This is a genomic window from Pseudoclavibacter sp. AY1H1 (genome assembly GCF_002931055.1).
GTDB lineage: Bacteria > Actinomycetota > Actinomycetes > Actinomycetales > Microbacteriaceae > Pseudoclavibacter.
On sequence record NZ_PSXX01000005.1, the window covers coordinates 52,829 to 76,694 of the forward strand.

At 68.2% G+C, this 23,866-nt stretch carries 15 protein-coding genes and 1 pseudogene; 8 read left to right on the plus strand and 8 right to left on the minus strand.

Annotated elements, in window-relative coordinates; translation table 11 throughout:
- Positions 1-101: 101 nt before the first annotated feature.
- From C5E05_RS09715 to C5E05_RS09720, 3 genes and pseudogenes are all read right to left on the minus strand, one after another.
- A complete protein-coding gene (locus C5E05_RS09715; RefSeq protein WP_181059500.1) occupies positions 102-1,379 on the minus strand; it encodes a class I SAM-dependent RNA methyltransferase in 1,278 nt (425 codons plus the stop codon).
- A pseudogene (locus C5E05_RS20645) lies at positions 1,365-1,439 on the minus strand (hypothetical protein); the annotation flags it as partial. The pseudogene C5E05_RS20645 and the gene C5E05_RS09715, both read right to left, overlap by 15 nt.
- Positions 1,427-2,263: a putative glycolipid-binding domain-containing protein gene (locus C5E05_RS09720; protein ID WP_146080592.1), complete on the minus strand. Its 837-nt coding sequence runs from the start codon at positions 2,261-2,263 to the stop codon at positions 1,427-1,429. The pseudogene C5E05_RS20645 and the gene C5E05_RS09720, both read right to left, overlap by 13 nt.
- Positions 2,264-2,283: 20 nt before the next feature.
- Between C5E05_RS09720 and C5E05_RS09725 the strand changes: the two genes are divergently transcribed.
- Together C5E05_RS09725 and C5E05_RS09730 are read left to right on the plus strand one after the other, a co-directional pair.
- The gene (locus C5E05_RS09725; protein ID WP_104306035.1) at positions 2,284-2,934 is read left to right on the plus strand and encodes a nucleoside triphosphate pyrophosphatase; all 651 of its coding nucleotides are present in this window, start codon (positions 2,284-2,286) and stop codon (positions 2,932-2,934) included.
- A gap of 151 nt (positions 2,935-3,085) precedes the next feature.
- The gene (locus tag C5E05_RS09730) at positions 3,086-5,146 is read left to right on the plus strand and encodes a glucose PTS transporter subunit IIA (RefSeq protein WP_104341816.1); all 2,061 of its coding nucleotides are present in this window, start codon (positions 3,086-3,088) and stop codon (positions 5,144-5,146) included.
- A 61-nt stretch (positions 5,147-5,207) separates the two neighbouring features.
- On the opposite strand, the gene C5E05_RS09735 is transcribed toward C5E05_RS09730, so the two are convergent.
- Positions 5,208-5,783 (minus strand): hypothetical protein, encoded by a 576-nt coding sequence (locus C5E05_RS09735; protein ID WP_104341817.1) that lies wholly within the window; start codon positions 5,781-5,783, stop codon positions 5,208-5,210.
- Between the two features lie 106 nt (positions 5,784-5,889).
- Here C5E05_RS09735 and C5E05_RS09740 point away from each other — a divergent pair, with 106 nt between their 5' ends.
- Complete coding sequence (locus C5E05_RS09740) at positions 5,890-6,345, plus strand: MarR family winged helix-turn-helix transcriptional regulator (protein WP_104243019.1); 456 nt, start codon at positions 5,890-5,892, stop codon at positions 6,343-6,345.
- A gap of 4 nt (positions 6,346-6,349) precedes the next feature.
- On the opposite strand, the gene C5E05_RS09745 is transcribed toward C5E05_RS09740, so the two are convergent.
- A complete protein-coding gene (locus C5E05_RS09745; RefSeq protein WP_181059502.1) occupies positions 6,350-6,904 on the minus strand; it encodes a TetR/AcrR family transcriptional regulator in 555 nt (184 codons plus the stop codon).
- A 118-nt stretch (positions 6,905-7,022) separates the two neighbouring features.
- On the opposite strand from C5E05_RS09745, the gene C5E05_RS09750 reads away from it, so the two are divergent.
- A complete protein-coding gene (locus C5E05_RS09750) occupies positions 7,023-8,084 on the plus strand; it encodes an SDR family NAD(P)-dependent oxidoreductase (protein WP_104341818.1) in 1,062 nt (353 codons plus the stop codon).
- Positions 8,085-8,460: 376 nt separating this feature from the next.
- Here the strand turns inward: C5E05_RS09750 and C5E05_RS09755 are convergent, their stop codons facing one another.
- The gene (locus C5E05_RS09755) at positions 8,461-10,533 is read right to left on the minus strand and encodes an ABC transporter ATP-binding protein (RefSeq protein WP_104306031.1); all 2,073 of its coding nucleotides are present in this window, start codon (positions 10,531-10,533) and stop codon (positions 8,461-8,463) included.
- Positions 10,530-12,263 carry an ABC transporter ATP-binding protein gene (locus C5E05_RS09760; RefSeq protein ID WP_104243025.1) on the minus strand — a complete coding sequence of 578 codons (1,734 nt, stop codon included), beginning with the start codon at positions 12,261-12,263 and terminating at the stop codon, positions 10,530-10,532. The genes C5E05_RS09755 and C5E05_RS09760 overlap by 4 nt, the downstream gene beginning before the upstream one ends.
- A 383-nt stretch (positions 12,264-12,646) precedes the next feature.
- Between C5E05_RS09760 and C5E05_RS09765 the strand changes: the two genes are divergently transcribed.
- Both C5E05_RS09765 and C5E05_RS09770 read left to right on the plus strand, forming a co-directional pair.
- A complete protein-coding gene (locus C5E05_RS09765; protein ID WP_104341819.1) occupies positions 12,647-14,431 on the plus strand; it encodes a biotin carboxylase N-terminal domain-containing protein in 1,785 nt (594 codons plus the stop codon).
- A gap of 129 nt (positions 14,432-14,560) precedes the next feature.
- On the plus strand, positions 14,561-15,325 hold the full coding sequence (locus C5E05_RS09770; protein WP_104341927.1) for a TSUP family transporter: 765 nt from the start codon (positions 14,561-14,563) through the stop codon (positions 15,323-15,325).
- A 3,998-nt stretch (positions 15,326-19,323) separates the two neighbouring features.
- Here the strand turns inward: C5E05_RS09770 and C5E05_RS09775 are convergent.
- Entirely contained in the window at positions 19,324-20,772 is a 1,449-nt protein-coding gene (locus tag C5E05_RS09775; protein WP_104243028.1) for an NAD(P)H-quinone dehydrogenase, read from the minus strand.
- Positions 20,773-20,901: 129 nt separating this feature from the next.
- On the opposite strand from C5E05_RS09775, the gene C5E05_RS09780 reads away from it, so the two are divergent.
- Both C5E05_RS09780 and C5E05_RS09785 read left to right on the plus strand, forming a co-directional pair.
- Positions 20,902-21,732, plus strand: a complete 831-nt coding sequence (locus C5E05_RS09780) for a purine-nucleoside phosphorylase (protein WP_104243030.1) — start codon at positions 20,902-20,904, stop codon at positions 21,730-21,732.
- A complete protein-coding gene (locus C5E05_RS09785) occupies positions 21,732-23,453 on the plus strand; it encodes a phospho-sugar mutase (protein ID WP_104341820.1) in 1,722 nt (573 codons plus the stop codon). The genes C5E05_RS09780 and C5E05_RS09785 overlap by 1 nt, the downstream gene beginning before the upstream one ends.
- Positions 23,454-23,866: the final 413 nt, after the last annotated feature.

A 23,866-nucleotide genomic window follows, 5' to 3' on the forward strand; every position in this document is an offset into this window, starting at 1 on the left:
ACGCCCTGGTCTCTCTGCTCGACGGAGACCGTGCGACGAACGCCGGGCCCCTCGCTCCTGCGAGTGCCCGGCGTTCGTCGCGTCCGAGGCGGTCGTTCCGGTCAGGCGCGCACGAAGCGGGCGACCGTCTCGAAGTGGTGCGTGTTCGGGAAGAGGTCGTAGGCGCGCATCCAGTCGAGCGTGTAGCCGTGGCCGAGGAGGAGACCGGTGTCGCGGGCGAGCGCGACCGGGTCGCAGGCGACGTAGACGAGCTGAGCCGGCCCGAAGCCCGCGAGACGGTCGATGACGTCCTTGCCGGCGCCGGAGCGCGGCGGGTCGAGGATGACGCTTCCGCGGCGGATCCCATCGCGGTCGAGGTGCCTCGCATCGCGCTCGAGGTTCGCGAGGTACTGGTCGACGCGTGCCGTGACGGCGCTCGCGCCGCGCCACTCCGCGAGGTTCGCGGTGGCGTGGCCGGTTGCAGCCGCGTTCGACTCGACGGTCTCGATGAAGGCCCCTGGTCCGGCTTCCTGCGCGAACGCCGCCGCGAGCAGGCCGACTCCGCCGTACAGGTCGAGGTTGACGGCCTCGGCGTCGACGAGGGCGGGATCGAGGGCGTCGGCGACGGCATTCGAGAGCGTCTCGGCGGCGAGCCTGTGCACTTGCCAGAACCCGTCCTCGTCAACCCGGTACTCGCGCCCGTTGACGACCTCGGTGACCACGGCCGGCTTGCGCCCGTGGGTGCCGTCGAGGATGGTCCGCATGCGGGTGTCGAGCTCCGCGGGTGCCACGAGCTCGATGCGCCCGGAACCGGCGAGGCGTTGACCGAGCGGAGCGAGCTCCTCGATGTCGCCGTGCGCGAGCGGCAGGGTCTCGGTCTCGATGACGCGGTGCGAGCGTGCCGCGTACGGGCCGACGCGCCCTTCCTTGTCGACGTGGAGCGTGACGCGGGTGCGCCAGCGCGTTCCGCCGTTCTCGTCGTCGCCGAGAAGGGGCTCGACGACACCCTGCCAGTCGTGGCCAGCGAAGCGCGCCATGGATTCTCGCAGGACCTGGGCCTTCAGCTCACGCTGTCGGGCCAGGCGGATGTGTCCGAGCTCGGCTCCCCCGGCGCGTTCCTCCGGCGTCCGCTCGATTCCGGCTTCCTGCCACACGTGCGCCTGGCGGTCGTCGGATGCGCGGAGCACGTCGGTGGCGACGGCACGCGCGAAGGACTTCCGCACCTCGGTCACCCGAGCCTGTACGAGCTCGCCGGGCACGGCATCCGCGACGAACACGACTCTGCCCTGGTGACGGGCGACGAAGATGCCGCCGTGCGCGATGTCGCCGACCTCGAGCTCGATCACGTCTCCTGGAGTGATCTCCGCTGAAAGGTCTGGGGTCGTGCCGTCGTGGGTCATGCGCTCGAGCCTAGCCGTGCGCGCCCACCGAGCCTGGCGGCCTCGGCTCAGAGCCGCGTGAAGAGGCCGGGGTAGCTGAGCACGAAGCTCTGCTCGTCGGTCGCGATCTCGCGTTCGAACGAGCCGTCGGCCGCCTGGAAGAGGTAGCGGGTGCGGCTCAGGCGGCGGTACCGCTGACGGTCGAGGAACACGGCGAACGTCTCCGTGTCGATGTAGGCGACCTCGATCTCGCGTTCTTCGCCGACCTCGAGTCCCAGCCTGCGCATGGGAAGCGTGTTGGTGAGGGGAGTCGCCCGGATGTCCACGTCGAGCGCACCGCTGAGCTCGGGGGCTGGGCGGTCGCCGACGCGCCAGTCGCCGCGGCCGTTGGAGGTGACGGTGAGGTGCTCACCGGTCTTCGGGCGGCGCAGCGAGACGAGCCTCGTCCGCAGGACCGGGTCGGTCTCGAGCAGGTACTCGAGGTGTGGGCCCCCGCCCTCGCCCTGCTCGGCCGAGACCGGCGCGGAGATGCGCGAGTTCGCGGTGATCGCGCCGACCGCGTCCTCGACGACGCTCGCCGCCTCGACGTCACCGCTCGCCTCGGCGACCCACGCGAGTGCGGAGGGGGCCGAGACGGCTTCGACGCCCGGCGCATCCCACACCACAGACGAGCGGGAGAACCTGGTCTGCTTCGGCGCGCGGTACCTCGACTCGATGCGGGTCACCCGACGCCCTCCCCTTCGGAATCTGGGCGCTGGGCCGAACTGTGGAGCCTGATGAGCATGCGAGAGATCGTATGCAAACGGCCTTGGCGCACTCTGGCAGGAGGTCGCGCGTTGGCTGACCGCGCCCTGACCGTAGCGGCCCCACCGCCCCGGAAGGCCTGCTCCGCGCAGCGAGGGCACCGTCCCGGTACCCTCGCCTCATGCGCCTGTACCTCGCCTCGACGTCGCCCGCCCGCCTCATGCTGCTGCGCCAGGCGGGCATCGAGCCCGTCGTCATCCCGTCGAGCGTCGACGAGGACGCCGTGATCGAGGCGCGTCTCGCCGAGGGTCCTCTCGAACCGAGCGAGTACGTGCAGCTGCTCGCTCGGGCCAAGGCACTCGCGGTCGCGGATGCGCCTGACCCGCGAACCGGGGAGCCGCTCGACGGCCTCGTCCTCGGGGGCGACTCGATGTTCGAGATCGGCGGCCGGATGCTCGGCAAGCCCCACGAGCCGCACGTCGCGCGCGAGCGCTGGCTCGCGCAGCGGGGCCAGACGGGCACGCTGTGGTCTGGGCACTGGCTCGTCGACCGCCGTGGTGGCTCGGATGCTTCCGGGGACGGCGTCGGCAGCACCGCGAGCGCCAGCGTGACCTTCGCCGACGATCTCGACGACGCCGAGATCGACGCCTACGTCGCCTCGGGTGAGCCCCTGCACGTCGCCGGCGCGTTCACGATCGACTCGCTCGGGGCTCCCTTCATCGACCGCATCGAAGGCGACCCGTCGACGGTCGTGGGACTCTCGCTTCCCGCCCTGCGCCGACTCGTGCGCGGCTTCGGAGTGGGGTGGCCCGAGCTGTGGAACCGCGCCTGATGCGCCCCTCGGCGGCCTCAGCAGCAGGCCAGAAGCGGCGCCCGGCTACGAATTGAACACGGTGCCAGCTCGCATCTGGTGAATGCCGACGGTCGGGCGTAACGTCGCGATCCAGGCGTCAACGAGGACGCCTCGCGAGGGAGGTCCGACCATGCCCGCACATTCGTCAGGAGACTCGGGGCCAGCAGCCCAGATCGTCAGCCAGCTCGGCGGCGCGGGGAACATCGAGAACCTCACCCACTGCGCGACACGGCTGCGCTTCCAGCTGCACGACGCATCCGGTATCGACCAGGCGGCGGTCGAGGCGATCCCAGGCGTCATGGGGGTCGTGCCGCAATCGGGTGACCGCTACCAGGTCGTCATCGGCGGCGGAGTGCAGAACGTCTACAACGACATCCAGGCGCTCCCCTCGATGTCGGGCGGTGGCGCCCCCGCCGACCCGGAAGACGCGGCCTCGATCAAGGCCGCGGCCCGCGCGAAAGGCCCGCGTGGCAAGTTCGCATGGCTCGACAGCGTCTTCGAGTTCCTGTCCGACTCGTTCCGGCCGATCCTCGGCGCCTTGCTGGGTGCGTCCCTCTTCATCACGTTCATGGCGCTCATGAGCACGCTCGGCGTCATCCCCAACTGGGCCGACCCGCGCACCGACCTCCCGCCGTCGTGGCGCTTCCTCAACCTCTGCTGGCAGGCGGTCTTCGTCTTCCTGCCCCTGTACATCGCCTACAACGCGTCGAAGCGCGTGGGGGCCGACCCGTGGATCGGCTTCGCCATCATGGGCGTCGTCATGCTGCCCGGCTTCACGAAGCTCGCCGACGGCATCGACCCCATCGAGGTCTTCGGCTCCGAGGTCTCCGTCGTGCCGATCTTCGGCCTCCCGCTCACGGTCTTCGACTACAGCTCGCAGGTGTTCCCGCCGCTGCTGATGGCCGCGCTGCTCGGCCCCCTGTACAAGGGCCTCAAGAAGCTCATCCCCGAAGACCTGCACCTCATCTTCGTGCCCTTCCTGAGCATGCTGATCATGATCCCGCTCACGGCGTTCCTCATCGGCCCCATCGGCGTCTACACGGGCGCCGGCCTCGCCAACCTGCTCCGCGGCATCAACGACTTCTCGCCGCTCATCTTCGCCATCGTGATCCCGCTCGCCTACCCCTTCATGGTGCCGCTCGGCCTGCACTGGCCGATCAACGCGATCATGCTGCTCAACATCCAGACGCTCGGCTACGACTACATCCAGGGGCCGATGGGCGCATGGAACTTCGCATGCTTCGGTGCGACCGCCGGCGTGCTGTACCTCACCATCCGCGAGAAGGACGCCCAGATGCGTCAGACTTCGACGGGCGCCCTCGCGGCCGGCCTGCTCGGCGGCATCTCAGAGCCGTCGCTGTACGGCATCCACCTGCGCTTCAAGCGCATCTACGGGCGGATGCTCGTGGGCTGTCTCGTCGGCGGGGTCATCATCGGCATCGGCGGCGGCGTGAAGACGAGCGCGTTCGTCTTCACGTCACTGCTCACCATCCCGGCGTTCGACAACATCCCGCTCTACGCAGGCGCGGTCGGTGCGGCGTTCCTCGTCTCGATGTTCCTCGTCATCTTCTCCGGCTACCGCAGCCCCGAGCAGCAGGCAGCATTCGAGGCGGCCCGGGTTCCGGTCGCCGACCTGGAGACGGCGAAGAAGGGAGAGAGCACGGAGGACGTGATCGCCGCCTCCGCCGCCCGCGAGGGCGAGTCGGCTCCCCGCACCGTCGAGGTCCTGTCCCCGCTGGAGGGCGAGATCGTCCCGCTGTCGGAGGTCCCCGACGCCGTCTTCAGCCAGGGCATCATGGGCCCGGGCGCCGCCATCAGGCCGAGCGGCGCCGTCGTCTACGCTCCGGGAACGGGCACGGTCGCCGTCGCCCAGGCGACCGGGCACGCGTTCGGCCTGCAGCTCGACAACGGGCTCGAGGTGCTCATCCACGTCGGCATCGACACGGTCGAGCTCGATGGCAAGGGCTTCGACGTCAAGGTGAAGGCAGGCGACAAGGTCACGCCGGACACGGTGCTCGTCGAGTTCGACCGCGACATCGTGGAGGCCGCGGGCTTCTCGCTCATCACGCCCGTCATCGTGCTGAACGCGGGGTCGTTCGCGTCGGTCGAGGCGGTCGGGCTCGGCAGCGGCAAGGTCGGCACGCCGATCCTCGAGGCGGTGACGAAGGCGCCCGCGCCCAGCGAGGTGTAGCTGGCTTCTGCGGGGCGGCCGGTTTCGGCGGCTGAGCGCGACCAGGCGTCCCCGCGTCGCGTCAGCGGACCGCGTCAGCGGATGCGTCGTGGAGGAGATCGTCAAGCTCGCGGACCCGCACGGTGGGCATGGGCCGCGCCGACTGCGCTCCAGCGAGCCGGATGCGCGCCTCGATGTCGGAGTTCTGAGCGCCCCGATCCTCGATCGAGACCTGATTCGAGCTGCCGACCACGCCGCGGACGAGCACCAGCTGCGCCCCGACTGGCCAGCGGTCTGCAGGCTCGCCGTCGCCGCGACCGGCCCGGTTGCGCGCGGCCGCGCCGTCGAGCTTGTGGAGGAGGCGACCCGCGACCTGTTCGGCACTCCCCTCGCCGATCTCGCCGAGCAGCACCCCGAAGTGCGTGACCTCGCCGAGGTTCAGCTCGATGCTCTCGCGCACCTCGGCCAGCGCCTCGGAGGTCGTCGCCGTGAGCTCGACGGGCATGATCGCGTCGGCGTAGTCGTCGACGAGCAGCGCGAACGGCGCGACGTCGCGGCCCACGATCGCGACCGTGCTGCCGCCACGGAGCAGGGCGTCGGCAAGCCGCCGGTCTGCTCCATCCTCGCCACCTGCGATGCACCAGATCTGATCGGTCATGGTCGACTCCGTCCCTGTCCCGGCATCCGCTCTGGTGCCCACCTCGAACTATACTTAGTCATATCCTCACTATTAGTGAGAAGCTCGACGATCTCAGGGGGTTCACATGGAGCAGGGCGAATCGCGCGAAGCACTCCTCACCCAGCTGAATGACGTCAGGAACGAACTCACGAGGGGCCTCGCCGCGAGGCACATGGCCCCGTTCCTCGAGCTCGACATCACCGCCCAGCAGCTGAAGACCGTCTTCCTCGTGACCACCGGCACGGTCACGACCGTCTCGCAGGCCGCCGAACACCTCGGCGTCGCGGTGCCGACCGCATCCGCCAGCATCGACAAGCTCGTCGAGCACGGGCTCGTGACCCGCACGGAGGGGAAGCCCGACCGGCGCATCCGCCACCTCACGGCGACCCGCAAGGCCATCCGACTCCACGAGCGCTTCCTCGGACTCCGGACCGACACCGACGAGTTCGCCGCACACCTGAGCGACGAGGAGCTGCAGGGGCTCGTCATCGGATTCCAGGGCATCCGCCGAGTGCTCCGTCAGCTCACCGAGGGCAGCTGAGCCCTCAGGAGGCGAACGACCGCCAGAACAGCTCGAGCGCGCGCCGCACGACGGCCTCGCGCTCGACGAAGGGCGTGCGCGGCAGAACGCCGGCGAGCATCGACAGCAGCAGGAGCAGGTCGCCCGCGCTGATCTCCCGGTCGACCCGACCGCTCGCCCATTCGCGCTCGAGAACGTCGCCGAGCACCGCGAGCATCCGGTCTCGAACACTCGCCCCCTGCGCGTCGGCGGTGTCGGTCAGGGTGAGCTGGATGAGTCCGACCGACACGAGCATCTGCCGGGCGATGAGCTCGAGCAGCCCTGCCAGATCAGCCTCGGGCGAGGCTGCGAGGTCTTCGAGCTCGACGATGGCGTCGCCGAACACCGCGAGCGCAAGCGACGCCCGATCCGGGAAATGCCGGTAGAGACTGCCCTGGCCGACGCCAGCGCGCTTGGCGACGGCGCTGAGCGGGGCATCCACTCCCCCCTCGCCGAAGACCTCCCGCGCGGCCGCGATGAGGGCACGTCGGTTCTCGGGGCCAGCACTTGGCCCTCGGTTGGCTTTCGCTGGAGTCGACACCGGGATAGCATAATCCGGACAGTGTTGTCCGGTTCGTTCGATCCGACACTGTCGCCACCCCAGCCCACGCTCGCCGCGAGCGCGGGCTCGGCGGACCGAGCAGAAAGCTGGCACCACTATGACCTCGAGCGCACACCCCCTCACCGGTGACACCACGATCGGCGAATGGCTCACCGACCCGACGGGAGGCGTCGGCATCCGCGAGATCCTCGCCCAGGGCGGCCAGGACGCCTCCTCCCTCACCCCCGTCGCGGGCCTCCCCCTGTCGCAGCTCGTCGAGCTGAGCCAGGGAAAGTTCCCCCAGGAGATGGTGGATGCGATGATCGCGCGAGCGAACAGCGGCGAGGTCACCCCAGCACAGCCCGGTGAGTTCGGCCCCGTCGTCGACCACGACGCCCCTCGCGCGCCGCGGGCGGCGGCCTGGGTCGAAGCCACCACGGGCGGCCGCTTCGACGGCAAGACCGTCATCGTCACGGGTGCCGGCTCCGGTATCGGCAAGGCGACCGCGTCGCGCATCGCGCGCGAAGGCGGGCGCGTCATCGCCGTCGACGTCTCCGCAGAGCGCCTCGCCGCGCTCGTCAGCGAGCACGACGGCGCCGACATCGTCACCCTCACCGCCGACATCACCGACGACGCCGGTGTCGCTCGGATCCTCGAGGCGGCCGGCTCCCGCATCGACGGCCTCGCGAACATCGCCGGCATCATGGACAACATGACGCCGGTCGGCGAGGTCAGCGATGAGGTCTGGAACCGCGTCTTCGCCGTCAACGTGACCGGCACGATGAAGCTCATGCGCGCCGTCGTGCCCGCGATGCTCGCCGTCGGCACGGGCGCGATCGTCAACGTCGCCTCCGAGGCCGCACTCCGCGGGTCGGCCGCAGGCGCCGCCTACACCGCGTCGAAGCACGCCGTCGCCGGGCTCACCAAGTCGAGTGCGTTCATGTACGGCCCGAGTGGACTCCGCATCAACGCCGTCGCCCCGGGACCCGTCGCCACCAACATCGAGGCCCGCTTCGACTCCGAGCTCGGCGGGCAGCGCGTCCGTCAGGCGATGGCGCTGCTGCCGACGCCGACCACGGGAACCGCGCTCGCCGCATCCATCACCTTCCTGCTCAGCGACGACGGCGTCAACATCAACGGCGTCATCCTCCCCTCGGACGGAGGCTGGTCCGCCGCGTAGGCTTCCCCCATGAGTAAACCCGTCACGCGCACACGCAAGTTCTTCTGGATCGGCCTCGTCGTGATCGCGTTGATCTTCATCGGCTCCGGCGTCTACGAGATGCTCGCGTAGGGTCCGCGCCGGTTCCGGCCCTCACCCGGGCCTTGGCCACCCTCGTCGGCGCCACCACCCTGCCGACCCCTCTGTGTTCCCCGGATGGCTTCCTCGCTTCGGGATGGGAAAGAACCCATCCGGAAGCGAGGAAGCCACCTCGAGACCGCGCGCGGCCGGCGCGCGATTGCTCGGGACACAACGGAAACGGCCGGGTGCCTCCGCACAGCAGCGGATGCACCCGGCCGAGCCGGATCACGAGATGCGCCCGATCAGGGGCCCGGACCTAGGACGTGAGCTGACTCTGCTCGGCATCCAGGTCGCTGACGGCCTGCTCGAACTGCGAGTTGTACAGCCTCGCGTACGCGCCGCCCTGCTTCACGAGCTCATCGTGCGTCCCCTGCTCGACGATGGAGCCGTGCTCCATGACGAGGATCAGGTCGGCGTCGCGGATCGTCGAGAGACGGTGCGCGATGACGAAGCTCGTGCGGCCCTGGCGAAGTGCCGCCATCGCCTGCTGCAGGAGCAGCTCCGTGCGCGTGTCGACCGAGCTCGTGGCCTCATCCAGGATGAGCACCTGCGGGTCGGAGACGAAGGCGCGCGCGATGGTGATGAGCTGACGCTCGCCGGCGGAGACGTTCGACGCGTCCTCGTCGAGCACCGTGTCGTACCCCTCAGGCAGTGAGTGCACGAAGCGGTCGACGTAGCAGGCGGTCGCAGCGGCGAGCACCTCCTCGTCGGTCGCGTCCTGACGCCCGTAGCGGATGTTCTCGCGGATGGACCCCGCGAACAGCCACGGATCCTGCAGCACCATGCCGGTTCGACTGCGGACGTCCTCGCGCCTGAGCTCGGCGATGTCCTGCCCGTCGAGCAGGATGCGCCCGCCGTCGAGCTCGTAGAAGCGCATGATGAGGTTCACGAGGGTCGACTTGCCGGCACCGGTCGGCCCGACGATCGCGACCGTCTGGCCAGGCTCGACCGAGAAATTGAGGTTCTCGATGAGCTTCTGCTCCGGCGTGTACGAGAAGGTGACGTCGTCGAAGACGATCTCGCCCGCACCGTTCGCCGGCTTGGGCGCGTCGCTCGCGTCGGGCTCCTGCTCGTCCTCGTCGAGCAGCTCGAACACGCGCTCGGCCGAGGCCGTACCCGACTGCAGCACGGCAGCCATCCCGCCGAGCTCGGCGAGCGGCTGCGTGAACTGCTGCGAGTACTGGATGAACGCCTGCACGTCGCCGAGGCGCAGGTTGCCGCCCGCGACCATGAGGCCGCCGAGCACCGCGATGCCCACGTAGGACAGGTTTCCGATGAACATCATCGCCGGCATCATGACGCCCGCCCAGAACTGGGCCTTGAAGGCCGCCTGGAAGAGCTGCTCGTTGTCGACCTGGAACTGCTCGCGTGCATCCTTCTCGCGGCCGAACACGCGAACGAGGGCGTGACCGGAGAACGACTCCTCGACGCGCGCGTTGAGGCGTCCCGTCTTCTTCCACTGCTCGGCGAAGTTCCGCTGCGACTTCGGTCCGATGACGCCGAAGATGACGCCCATGAGCGGCAGAGTGACGAGCGCGACGAGCGCGAGCTGCCAGGAGATCGAGAACATCATGACGAGCACTCCGACGACCGTCAGAACGCTCGTGACGACCTGCGACAGCGACTGCTGCATCGTCTGCGTGATGTTGTCGATGTCGTTCGTGACGCGGCTCAGCAGCTCGCCGCGCTGCACGCGGTCGAAGTAGCTCAACGGCAGCGCGTTGATCTTGCGCTCGACGTCCTCGCGCAGCTTGTACATCGCCTTCATCATGATGATGTTGATGACGTACCCCTGCAGCCACATGAGCAGCGCCGAGAACACGTAGAGCGCGAGCACCGACAGGAGCACCATGCCGAGGCGCTCGAAGTCGACTCCCTCGCCAGGCGTGATGTCCATGGCGGCGACCATGTCGGCGAACTGCGTCTGGCCGGAGTCGCGGAGCCCCGCGACGACCTGGTCCTTGGAGGCGCCCGCCGGCAGCTGGCTGGAGACGACGCCCTCGAAGATGAGGTTGGTCGCCTGCCCGAGCACTCGTGGCGCGATGACGGAGAGCACGACGCCGACGGCGCCGAGGAACGACACGATGATGAGCGCGGCGCGGTAGGGCCGGAGCCTGCCGAGCAGCCTGCCGAAGCTCTGCCCGAAGTTCTTCGCCTTGCCGGGAGCGACGCTGTCCCAGTCGCCGGACGACTGCCTCGCCTGCTCGGCGAGCTCCAGCTCGAGCTGCTCCTCCTCGGTCAGGACCTTCTCGACGACCTCCTTCGGCCTGCGCTTGCCCCGACGGGCGCCCTTGGCGTCCTGGTTCTGGTTGTCTGCGTCACGGCTCATGACTGCGCCTCCACTGCGAGCTGGGAATCCACGATCTCCTTGTACGTCGTGCAGCTCTCGAGCAGCTCGTCGTGCGTTCCGAGACCGACCATGCGACCGTCGTCGAGGACGACGATGCGGTCGGCGTCGACGATCGTCGAGATGCGCTGCGCGACCACGATCTTGGTCACGCCGGGCAGCTGCTCCCACAGCGCCCGCCGCAGCCTGGCGTCGGTCGTGAGGTCGAGCGCGGAGAAGGAGTCGTCGAAGACGAACACCTGCGGTTCGTGCACGATCGCGCGCGCGATCGCGAGCCGCTGGCGCTGCCCGCCGGAGACGTTCGTGCCGCCCTGCGCGATGCGCGCTTCGAGCTGCTTGTCCTTCTCCTGCACGAAGGCCGTGGCCTGCGCGATCTCGAGGGCCTTCCAGAGGTCGTCGTCGGTCGCGGCCTCACGGCCGTAGCGCAGGTTCGAGGCGATCGTTCCGGTGAAGAGGAACGGACGCTGCGGGACCAGGCCGATGCCGTCCCACAGCAGCTCGGCGTCGGCCTCGCGGACGTCGACGCCGTTGACGCGCACGGAACCGCCCGTCGCGTCGAAGAGACGAGGGATGAGCGAGACGAGCGTCGTCTTGCCCGCTCCCGTGGAGCCGACGACGGCGACCGTCTCACCGGGGGCGGCGCGGAAGGAGATGCCCGTGAGCACCGGCTCCTCTGCACCCGGGTACGTGAACTCGACGTCGTCGAACTCGATGACGCCCGGCTCCGGGAAGTCGGAGACGGGGTCGGCCGGCATGATGAGCGTCGACTCGGTGTCGAGCACCTCGGAGATGCGGTCGGCGCTGACGGCCGCGCGCGGGATCATGATCGTCATGAAGCTCGCCATGAGCACGCCCATCAGGATCTGCATGACGTAGGCCATGAACGCGAAGAGCGTCCCGATCTCGACCGTGCCCTGGTCGACCTGGATTCCGCCGAACCAGATGACGCCGACGACGGTGATGTTCAGCACGAGCATCGCGAGCGGGAAGAGCGTGACGAAGAGATCGCCGACTCGCTTGCCGAGGAGGAAGAGGTCGTTGTTCGCGACCTCGAACCGCTGCTCCTCGATCGGCTCGCGCACGAACGCGCGCACGACGCGCACACCGGTGAGCTGCTCGCGCAGGATCCGGTTGATGTTGTCGAGCTTCACCTGGAACTGGCGGAACAGCGGCACCATCCGGCTGATGATGATGCCGACCAGCAGGAGCAGCACGGGGGCCGCGACGCCGATGATCCAGGAGAGGCCCACATCCTGCTGCAGGGCCATGATGATGCCGCCGATCGCGAGCATGGGAGCCGAGACGAGCATGGTGGAGCCCATCATGGCGAGCATCTGCACCTGCTGCACGTCGTTCGTGTTGCGCGTGATGAGCGAGCCCGCCCCGAAGCGCGAGACCTCGCGCTCGGAGAAGCCGCTCACTCGCGCGAAGACGTCGGCGCGGATGTCACGGCCGAGCGCCATGGCGGCGCGCGCGGCGAAGACGGTCGCGATGATCGAGCACGTGATCTGCCCGAGCGAGATCGCGAGCATGACGGCGCCCGTCGACCAGATGTAGTCGGTGTCGGCGTTGGCGACGCCCTTGTCGATGATGTCGGCGTTGAGTCGCGGCAGGTACAGCGACGCGAGCGCTTGAAGGAATTGGAAGACCAGCACGCCCGCGAGGAGCGGCCAGTACTTCCTGAGATAGCGGGCGAGGAGCTTACCGAGCATCGATTCTCCGGAACGACGAGGCGTCTCGCATTGCGCATCCGCTAGCGTGGTGGATGCGCGTCGCTGGGGACGCGGAGTGGACGGCAATTCGGCGGGCCCGGACTGGACCTGGCACACCGGACCATTGCTGGTCGTGCAGTCATTGCTGACCGACTGGCAGGACGAACTGAGCGAAAGCTCAGCCCTGTAGCTAAACACGACGTAACACATGACGCAACACCCTTCCCACTCCGTGGGAATGTGCAACGCGGCCAATGTCGCCCAACTGCCACACGCTCGGCGTGGTGAGAACCTCCAACCGAGCGCATCTGACAACCTTCTCCCGATAAGTTTGTCGAATCGAGCCAAATCCGGCCGCACCGACCTCAATAGGCTTAGGAACCATGTCGCGAATCTCGAAGCTCCTCATCGCCAACCGTGGCGAAATCGCCGTACGCATCGCACGAGCGGCTCGAGACGCGGGTATCACCTCCGTCGCCGTGTACGCAGACCAGGACCGTGACGCACCCCACGTCCGCCTCGCCGATGAGGCGTACGCGCTGCGAGGCTCCACGAGCGCCGAGACGTACCTCGTGATCGACAAGCTGCTCTCCATCGCCCGCCGCTCCGGCGCCGACGCCGTGCACCCGGGATACGGCTTCCTCGCCGAGAACGCCGAGTTCGCACGCGCCGTCATCCGCCAGGGACTCATCTGGATCGGCCCGTCCCCCGAGGCCATCGAGGCGCTCGGCGACAAGGTCACGGCGCGCCACGTCGCCGAGAAGGTCGGCGCACCGCTTGCCCCGGGCACGCTCAACCCCGTCGAAGGCCCGAGCGAGGTCCTCGACTTCATCGACATCCACGGACTACCGGTCGCCATCAAGGCCGCGTTCGGCGGCGGCGGGCGCGGCCTCAAGGTCGCACGCGAGCGCGAAGAGGTCGCCGAGCTGTTCGAGTCCGCGACCCGCGAGGCCATCACCGCGTTCGGACGCGGCGAGTGCTTCGTCGAGAAGTACCTCGACAAGCCCCGCCACGTCGAGACGCAGTGCCTCGCCGACTCCCACGGCAACGTCGTCGTCGTCTCCACGCGCGACTGCTCGCTGCAGCGACGCCACCAGAAGCTCGTCGAGGAGGCGCCAGCGCCCTTCATCACCGCCGAGCAGGAAGCCGAGATGCGTCGCGCATCCAAGGCGATCCTCAAGGAGGTCGGCTACGTCGGCGCTGGAACCTGCGAGTTCCTGCTCGCCGCCGACGGCACGATCGCGTTCCTCGAGGTCAACACGCGCCTCCAGGTCGAGCACCCGGTCTCCGAGGAGGTCACCGGCATCGACCTCGTCCGCGAGCAGTTCCGCATCGCCCAGGGTGAGGCGCTCGGCTACGACGACCCGACGGTCACCGGCCACTCGTTCGAGTTCCGCATCAACGGCGAGGACCCGGGCCGCGGATTCTTCCCAGCCCCTGGCACCGTCACGACCTTCCGCGTTCCTGGAGGCCCCGGCGTGCGCGTCGACTCCGGCGTCCGCGAGGGCGACGTCGTCTCCGGCGCCTTCGACTCACTGCTCGCGAAGCTCATCGTCACGGGCGCCACGCGCGAGGAGGCGCTCGAGCGCTCCCGCCGCGCCCTCGAGGACTTCGAGCTGAACGGCATGCCGACCGTCCTGCCCTTCCATCGCTCCGTCGTCCGCGACCCCGCCTTCACCGCCGAGAACGGCGAGTTCGGGGTCTACACGAGCTGGATCGAGACCGAATACAGCAACACGATCGAGCCGTGGGGTGGCGAGGCCGGCGACGTCAACGAGCCGATCGCGCGCCGCAACGTGGTCGTCGAGGTCAACGACAAGCGCCTCGAGGTGTCGCTCCCCGAGCGCCTGCTCGCCGCCACCGGTGTCGGCCACGGCGGTGCGGGTCGGACCATGGCGGGACACGCCCCGAAGCGCCGCTCGCACACCAACGTGGAGACCCACTCGAGCGGTGACGTCATCGCCCCCATGCAGGCGACGATCGTGAAGTTCGCCGTCGAGGAGGGGCAGAAGGTCGTCAAGGGCGACCTCCTCGTCGTCCTCGAGGCCATGAAGATGGAGCAGCCCATCCAGGCTCCCCGCGACGGCATCGTCGCATCCATCTCCGGTGCCGCCGGCGAGACCGTCTCGAGCGGCACGAAGCTGCTCGAGCTCGCCGACGCCGAGTAGCCTCGGTAGGTGATCGACGCCTCGCTCCTGACCTCCACGCTGCTCTCGTCGCCCCTCGACGCCGCGCTCCCGACGAGCGACGCGAGCTGGCTCGAGTCGTTCACGGGGCTCGAGGGATTCAACGGCTGGCTGCTCGCGCTCGTCATCGTGGGCGGCTTCGCGGCCGGCTGGGTGGATGCGGTCGTCGGCGGCGGCGGGCTGATCCAGCTCACGATGCTGCTCACGCTGCCGGGCGTCTCGCCCGTGCAGGCACTCGCGACCAACAAGTTCGGCAGCATCGCCGGCACCGCGACCAGCTCCATCACCTACTTCCGACGCGTCAAACCCGACCTGCGAACCGCGCTGCCCATGGCCGCCATCGCGCTCTTCGGCGCCTACGGCGGCGCGATCCTCGCCTCCAGCATCCCCGCCGCAGCCTTCAAGCCCATCATCGCCATCGCGATCCTCGGCATCGGCATCTTCACCGCCTTCAAACCGAGCGTCGGGCAGCTCGACAAGCTCAAGTACGAGGGACGCAAGCACCACGTCGTCGCGGGCCTCATCGGCTTCGCGATCGGCGTCTACGACGGCCTCCTCGGGCCGGGGACCGGGTCCTTCCTCGTCATCGCCCTCGTGTCCCTGCTCGGCTACTCGTTCCTGCAGGCCAGCGCGAAAGCCAAGATCGTGAACCTCGGCACCAACCTCGGCGCGCTCCTCTTCTTCGCCCCGCAGGGCTACGTGCTCTGGGGGCTCGGCGCCGTGCTCGCCGTCTCCAACGTCGCCGGCGGCTACCTCGGCGCCCGCACCGCCATCCGCGGCGGGAGCAAGCTCATCCGCTGGGTCTTCCTCATCGTCGTCAGCGTGCTCTTCATCAAGCTCGCCATCGACATCTGGAACGAGTACGTCGCGAGCTGATCGCCCTCACGACGCCGATCACCACCCGGGAAGGCTCCCGGTCCCAGTGCCGGGAAGGCCCACTTCGCCAGGGGCATTCTCATCGGACACGAGCTGGGTGGACTGCCCAGTGACGTCGCAAAGGCCTCCTGATGGGGACTGCGTCCCTGAAATCCGGCTTGGGTCCGGCGGTGATTGCAGCGATGAAGCCAGGTGCCGCAGGGAGCGACCCTGGCTTCATCGCGGCGGACCGGCCTGCCCCTTTCTCCGCGGTGGCTCGTGCCACGACGACTGGAGAATTCACAGCCGATCAAACAAGGGAAGCCCCTTCGCCCCCGCGTGACCGAGCAACCGTCAGCAAGACCAGGTCACTCGCACACGTCCCGGTGCGCGGTTGTCTGTTCCCCCGTTGGCGTTTTCTCCAGTCGAGAAGTTGACGTTGCTCGTCGAGGTGGCCGCAAAACTCGAAGCGTTTCCACCAGCACCCGCCATCGCCATCACCGCGTAGCCGAATGTGCCTGACGGATCCCACCTATATCCCGCCGCTGCCCCGGAGCCACCGCCACGATACCCGCCACCGCCACCGCCCGAGGATGCTGCGAAGACGGCACCATCTCTCTGAATCGTCTTGAAGACACCAGCGCCACCATTCGCGCCGCCCGCCGCACTCCCACCGCTATTGCCGACGACGAGACCCGAGTCGACGAGGACGTTTCCTTCGCGAGACCAGTAGGTAGCCCCAGCACCTGCGGTCGCTCCGGACGCAGGCGAGCCGTGGCCTACTTCCACGAAGCGTGCGGAAGTGCCCTGGCGACCAGCGTTCTCAGTTGCTGTAGAGAGGTCGCTGAAGGCCGGATCCGCCTGGGGGAACTGCGATTTGGAGGCCCCTCGGCCCCCGCCGCCTCCGGCAACGACGAGCGGCGCACTCCCTCGCAGGATCGCCGATCCTCCTCCCCCGGACCCTCCAAACTGAAAGCCCGCCAAGCCTGCAGACGGGATCGTCACGTCGCCCCCATTCCCGTATCCCTGCCCGCCGATGGCGGAAGAATTCCCGGTGAAGATCCCGCCCTGTCCCGTCACGAACGTGAGTACCTCGCCGGGTGTGACCGTGAGGTTGCCCTGCACTCGGCGCCCATCTCCGTAAGGCCGCCCCGATGATGTGCCACCGCCTGCTCCACCGAGCACGTCGAAGCTGATCCGCCGAACTCCGCGCGGCACCGTGAAGCTGACTCTCGTGCTCTCTGACCCGACATTCCCCGACTGCGGTACAGGGGCTGTGAAGGTCCCACCCCCCTGGCAGCTTGCAGAGGCGAACGGCGCAGCAACGCCAACCGCGATCACCGGAACAGCCCAAGCCGCGGTATTCACGACCGTCCTACGATCAACCGACTTTTGCAGGTCTTCCTGGGTCATGATTTTCCAATCTTCTTGTTGCCACATGCGCTCGTGGCCAGTCGCAAATGATCTGCCGACACCTCGTCAATCGAGCTCACGGACGAGTCGATAACAGAAGGCGCCGCGCATTCAAGGAACCTGATCTTTAGGCGTCGACGCCACGCAGACAGTTCAGCCGGGAGCGGACATCACGCGAAAGCGCGCGGAATTGCATCTCTCGAATTCAAAATTCCCCACAGAATCCAAATCAGCCCCCCAGGCAGATCGCCGTTCCGCGAATCGTTATCGGAACTGGTCCGAGAAGTATCTCGAGCCTGCCTTTGTTCGCCAACCGACCGCGGGGTTTCTGCGCAATTTGGCATGTGTTCTGCGTATTTTGGATTCGTCGCTTCATCTGCTTGAGCTGCAGTGCGCAGCCACAACCCCGAGACACCGCAGTCGGCATTGAATCGGTCGGGCGCGGTCCATCTGGCTGGTCCCCGCCAGCGTGGCGCTATCGCCCTCGTCGAGTGGCGAGGTTCGTGGCCAGTCTGTCCACGGCGCGTTTCCTGGATCACGAAAACCTCCGCGACCCGGATGGCGAGGGTGGAAACCCACATCCTGCACGGAGGTTTTCGTTGACATCAGCCGGTCACAATACCCGAGGCACTGCAGCCACTCGCGATGTGTCTTCAGATTCACACATTGCAAGGCGTCACCGTCGGGACCCCCGCACCCTCCAACCCCGAACGAGAATCGGAATGCGGCTGGAAAGAGTTGCCCTTCTGTCGAACAGAAGGACCGCAACCAATGAGGGGCCCCACGTCGCGGAAAGGAAACGAGAGAAAACGATATCCTCTCGACGAAATCCCCCTCCGTCACCGGGCAACTGTCAGCAGGACCAGGTCACTCTCACAAGCCCCGGGGCTCGATTGGCTGTCCCCCCGTTGGCGTTTCCTCCAGTCGAGTGGACCACGTTGCTCGTCGAGGTAGCCGCAAAACTCGAACCATTGCCACCGGCACCCGCGATCGCCATCATCGCGCCACTGAACGTGCCCGCCGCATCCCAGCTAATGCGCACGGCCGCTCCGGAACCACCGCCGCGATATCCACCCCCGCCACCACCCGAGGCGGTCCCATAGGCACCGGTCGGCAACGACCCGGTTCTCTGAACTGTCGTGGAGACGCCGTTGCCACCATTTGCGCCGCCCGCCGCACTCCCGCCGCCGTTGCCGACGACAACACCCGAGCCGACAATGACACTGCCCTCCTGAGACCAGTAAGCCCCGCCAGCACCTGCAGTCGCTCCGGACGCGGGCAACCCGTGCCCTGCTTCTACGAATCGCTGCGAAGCCCCTTGGCGCGTAGCGTTCTCCGTCTCCGTGGAGCCATCGCCACTGAAGCTCGGATCCGGTTCGACGATGCGTCCTAAGTGGTGTCCGCGCCCAGCGCCACCTCCAGCAACAACGAGCGGGGTGCTTCCGCGCAGAATGGCGGATCCGCCACCCCCGGACCCTCCAATCAGAAAGCCCGTCAGGTTTCCAGACGGGATCGGCACGTCCCCGCCATTCCCGTATCCCTGTCCACCGGTCGAATACGAATTTCCGTCGTAGTAACCGCCCTGCCCCGTCACAAACGTGAGCACCTCACCGGGAGTGACCGTGACGGCACCCTGCACTCGGCGCCCGGCTGCGTAGGGCCGGTTCGATGAACCCCCACCCGCCCCACCGACGACGTCGAAGGTGATCCACGTGATTCCGCGCGGCACCGTGAACGTGACCCTCGTGCCCGCCGGGCCGACGTCCCCGGACTGCGGGAGGGGGGCCGTGAAGGCCCCACCTCCCTGGCAGCTTGCAGAGGCGAACGGCGCGGTCGCGCCAAACGCGATGACGGGAACAGTCCAAGCGGCTGCATTCACAACCGCCCTTCGATCAATCGCTTTTCTCTGGTTTTCCTGAGACATAGTCTTCCAATCTTCTGCTGGATTTGCCCATGGACAGCCCTCAAAACGGCTTACCGGCACTTCATCACTAGGACTCGAGAACGAGTCAACGACAGAGCGCGCCGCAAATCCCGGGGAGTTGATCTTTCAGCATCGACGCCAAACGGACGCGTGAACCGAAGTCGAGCATCACGCCAAAGCGCGCGGAATTGCACCCCTCAGCCCGAAGATCCCCCATCGAATGCAACTCAGAGCCCCCCGGCATATCACCGCTTCGTGAACTGTCGTCCGAACCGGTCCAAAAAGCATCTCAACTCTTCCCTCGTTTCTCAACCAAAAGCGGGGGTCACGCGCAATTTGGCGCGCTTTTTTCGTATTCTGGAAGTGAACCGGCATGCACTCGGATGCGGCACCCAACCGCCGCCCCATGGCGCCCCGGTTCGCGTCGAACCTGCTGGGCACGATCCACCTGTTCCTTGGCGACCGCCTACCCGCGGTAAGTCCGACCAAGGCTTCGCACTCAGTGAGACCCGTCCCAGATCGGTGCACTGCCCCGTGCGGTTGCGAACGCACTCACACGGGGTCGTGCCTCCAGGGGCACGAAAAATCCTCCGTGCCAGGGATGGTGAGTAAGGCAACTCACATCCTGCACGGAGGTTTCCTCGTCCGAGTCAGCCGGTCACGGCGCCCCGATGCACTGCAGCTAGGCCTTCGTCTGCTCCTCGTACGGCATGTGCATGGCACGGGCGGCATCCGAGATGCTGCTCGCGAGCGACGGGTAGACCGCCCAGGCACGCGCGACCTGGTCGACCGTGAGGCGCTGCTCGATGGCGATCGACAGCGGCAGCACGAGCTCCGAGGCACGAGGTGCGACGATCACGCCGCCGATGACGGTGCCCAGGTCGTTGCCGGCGATGAGCTTCACGAAGCCGTCGCGCACGCCCTGCATCTTGGCACGCGGGTTCTCGCCGAGCGGCAGCTTGTAGACGCGACCCTCGCGGGTGCCGTCCTCGATGGAACGCTGCTGCCAGCCGACCGTCGCAATCTCCGGGTACGTGAAGATGTTCGAGGCGACATTGCGCAGGTTGATAGGCCGCACCTCGTCGCCGAGCGCGTGGAACACCGCCGTGCGCCCCTGCGTGGAGGCGACGGATGCGAGCGGGAAGAACTCCGTGCAGTCGCCGGCCGCGTAGATGTTCGGCACCGAGGTGCGCGCGACGCGGTTGACGCGGATGTGCCCGGACGGCGAGACCTCGACACCGGCCTCCTCGAGCCCGATGCCGGAGGTGTTCGGGATCGAGCCGACCGCGATGAGGCAGTGCGAGCCACGCACCTCGCGCCCGTCGTCGAGGGTCGCCACGACCTCGTTGCCGTCGCGGACCACGGTCGCCGCACGGGACTTCGACAGCACGGTCATGCCGCCGCGCTTGAAGACGTCCTCGATGACATCCGCGGCGTCCGCGTCCTCGTTCGGGAGCACGCGGTCGCGGCTCGAGACGAGCGTGACCTTCGAGCCGAGCGCCGAGTAGGCCGACGCGAACTCGGCCCCGGTCACGCCAGAGCCGACGACGATGAGGTGGCTCGGCATCTCCTTGAGGTTGTAGAGCTGGGTCCAGGTGAGGATGCGCTCCCCGTCGGGCTTGCACGAGTCGAGCGTGCGAGGACGAGCACCGACCGAGATCACCGCCGAGTCGAACTCGATGCGGTCGAAGTCCTGCCCACCCGAGCCGGTGCCGACCGTGACGGCCGAGTTGCCGTCGAGCTTGCCCTCGCCCTGGATGACGTTGACCCCGGCAGCCTCGAGCGTGCGCTGCATGTCGTCCGACTGGTTCTGCGCGAGGCGCAGCAGCCGCTTGTTCAGCTTCGAGAGATTCACCGCGACCTCGGGCTTCAGCGGCTTCCCCGTGTCGCCCTTCGCGAAGAACTGCACGCCGAGTTCGCCGGACTCGCGGATCGCCGTCGCCGCCTCTGCACTGGCGATGAGGGTCTTGGAGGGAACCACGTCGGTGAGGACGGCGGAGCCGCCGACGCCGACGCGTTCGATGAGGGTGACTTCTGCGCCGAGGCGGGCGGCCGAGAGTGCGGCTTCGTACCCGCCTGGCCCCCCGCCGACGACGACGATGCGGTGCTTGCGATCAAAGGGCGTGGCCATACCCGCTATTGTCCTCCTCCCGTATGAACCCGCCAAACCGGAGAGGTTTCCGCGCCGTTCCGAGACGGGGCGGGACATCATCCGCTTGTGCTCCACGCAGGTCCCGCCCCGGTCGCTACGCTGGGGTGCATGTCAACGCACGAGTCAGAGTCGATCGACGATCCAGCCACCTCACCCTTCGAGTTCGCGCAGGCAGCTGCCGCGGTCATCGCCGAGAAGACGGGTGTCGAACGCCACGACATCGCGCTCACGCTCGGCAGCGGATGGGGGCAGACGGCCGAGCTGCTCGGCGAGACGATCGCGACCATCCCAGCCGACGAGGTGCCCGGATTCGCGAAGTCCGACATCCCAGGCCACTCCGGGACGCTGCGCTCGATTCGCCTCGCGAACGGCAAGCACGCGCTGGTCATCGCAGCGCGCACGCACTACTACGAGGGCAAGGGTGTGCGCCGCGTCGTGCACTCCGTGCGCACCGCCGCGGCGGCCGGCGCCTCGGTCATGATCCTCACCAACGGCGCCGGCGGCGTGCGCCCCGAGTGGGGCCCTGGCACGCCCGTGCTGATCTCGGACCACATCAACCTCACGGCCGACTCGCCCCTCGAGGGAGCGACCTTCATCGACCTCACCGACCTGTACTCGGCACGCCTGCGCGAGCTCGCGCTGACAGTGCGCGACCTCGACGAAGGCGTGTACGTGCAGTTCCGCGGCCCGCACTACGAGACCCCCGCCGAGGTCAGGATGGCGCGCACGATCGGCGGCGACATCGTCGGCATGTCGACGGCGCTCGAAGCCATCGCGGCTCGCGAGGCCGGCATGGAGGTGCTCGGCATGTCACTCATCACGAACCCGGCGGCCGGCGTCTCGCCCAACCCGCTGAGCCACGCGGAGGTCCTCGAGGCAGGCAAGGCGGCGGAAGCCGATCTCGCCGAGCTGCTCTCCCAGATCGTGGTCAAGCTCTGATGAGCGGCATCGCACGGTCGCTGCAGGTCGCGCTCCGGCACAACGCGGTGTCCTGGCTCGAGCAGGACCCCGACGAGGTGACGCGCGCCGAGCTGCAGCAGCTGCTCGACGCCGCCGGCGACGTGTCGCCCGAGCTCGCCATCATCGAAGACGCTGACACCAGCGAGCGCGCCGCGGCCTGGCGCGAGCTGCAGGACCGCTTCTGCGCCCGCCTCGCGTTCGGAACCGCCGGCCTCCGCGGCCGCCTCGGCGCTGGCCCGAACCGCATGAACCGGGTCCTCGTCGCCCAAGCCGCTCGAGGCTTCGCCGACTTCCTGCTCGCGCGAGAGGAGTCCCCGTCGATCGTCATCGGCTACGACGCCCGCAACAACTCGCAGCGCTTCGCGCAGGACACTGCGGAGATCATGCAGGCCGCGGGCGTCGCCGCCACGATCCTGCCGAGGCAGCTCCCGACGCCCGTGCTCGCATTCGCCGTCCGCCGACTCGGCGCATCCGCTGGCGTCATGGTCACCGCCTCGCACAACCCAAAGTGGGACAACGGCTACAAGGTGTACCTCGGCGGGGCCGACGACGGCTCGCAGATCGTCGCGCCCGTCGATGCCGAGATCGCCGAGGCGATCGGCAAGGTCGCGGCCGGCCGGAAGGTGCCGGAGCTCCCACGATCCGCGGAGTACGCGACGGCCGACGAGTCCATCGTCACCGACTACGTGTCCGCGACCGCGGCCCTCCTGCGCGGAACGCCGAGCGACGTGCGCTTCGTCTACACGCCCCTGCACGGTGTCGGCTGGGAGACGTTCCGCGCTGTCGTCGCAGAGCTCGGCATCGCCGAGCCGGTCGTCGTCGCGCAGCAGGTCGAGCCGGACGGCGCGTTCCCGACGCTCGACTTCCCGAACCCCGAGGAGCCGGGCGCACTCGACCTCGCCTACGAGACGGCGGATGCTGCGGGAATCGACCTCGTCATCGCGCACGATCCCGACGCCGACCGACTCGCCGTCGCCGTCAAGGGCGCGTCCGGCTGGCGGCGCTTCGGCGGCAACGACATCGGGAAGATCCTCGGCTGGCGCGCCGCAGAGCAGGCGAAGGCCGACGGCGTGCACGGCACGCTCGCGACCTCCGTCGTCTCCGCCCCAGCCCTCGGGCGCATCGCCCACGAGTACGGGCTCGACTACGCCGAGACGCCCACGGGATTCAAGTGGATCTCCCGCGCCCCGAACATCCTCTACGGCTACGAGGAGGCTCTCGGCTACCTCGTCAACCCGGAGACGGTGCACGACAAGGACGGCATCTCCGCGTCGGTCGCGATCCTCGAGCTCATCATGGGGCTCCAGGCCGAGGGGCGCACGCTCATCGACCACGACGACGCCTTCGCCGAGCGCTTCGGCACGTTCGTGTCGACGCAGGTCTCGGTGCGCTTCGACGACATCGCCCAGATCCCCCGCGTAATGGCGGTCCTGCGCGGCCACACGCCCACCGAGGTCGGCGGCGTCGCAGTGCTCGAGACCGGCGACCTGTCCGGCGACGAGGTGCCCATCGACCTGCTGCGCTACCAGCTCGCCGACGGCACACGCGTCATGGTTCGGCCCTCGGGCACGGAGCCGAAGATCAAGGTGTACGTCGACGCATCCAGCGAGGACGGCACACCAGCCGAGCGCGCGGCAGACGCCGAGGCGAAGGCAGCCAGGGCCGGCGAGGCCCTGCGAGTCACCCTCACCACCGCGTAGGCGGAGGACTCCACACGAGAGCCTCTCCTGACGGACCAGCGTCCGCTCAGGGGAGGCTCTCGTCGCAGCACCACGTTCCGCGCTGGCTTCGCGCTGCACCCCGGCTTCGCGATCTGCCAAGGTTTCGGGATGGCTTGCACGCCTCGCGATGGCTTGCAAGCCATCCGCTAGCGCCAAACCCACCCCGAAAGACGAGCGGCAGACGTTCCTGTCTCGGGATGGCTTCCTCGCCCGCTTCGCGATCACCCCAGCCTCGCGATCCACGACCGCTTCGCGATCACCCCGGCCACGCGATCCACGCCCGCTTCAGGATCCACCCCGGCCTCGCGATCCACGCCCGCTTCAGGATCCACCCCGACTTCGGGATGGCTTGCACGCCTCGCGATGGCTTGCAACCCATCCGCAAGCGCCCG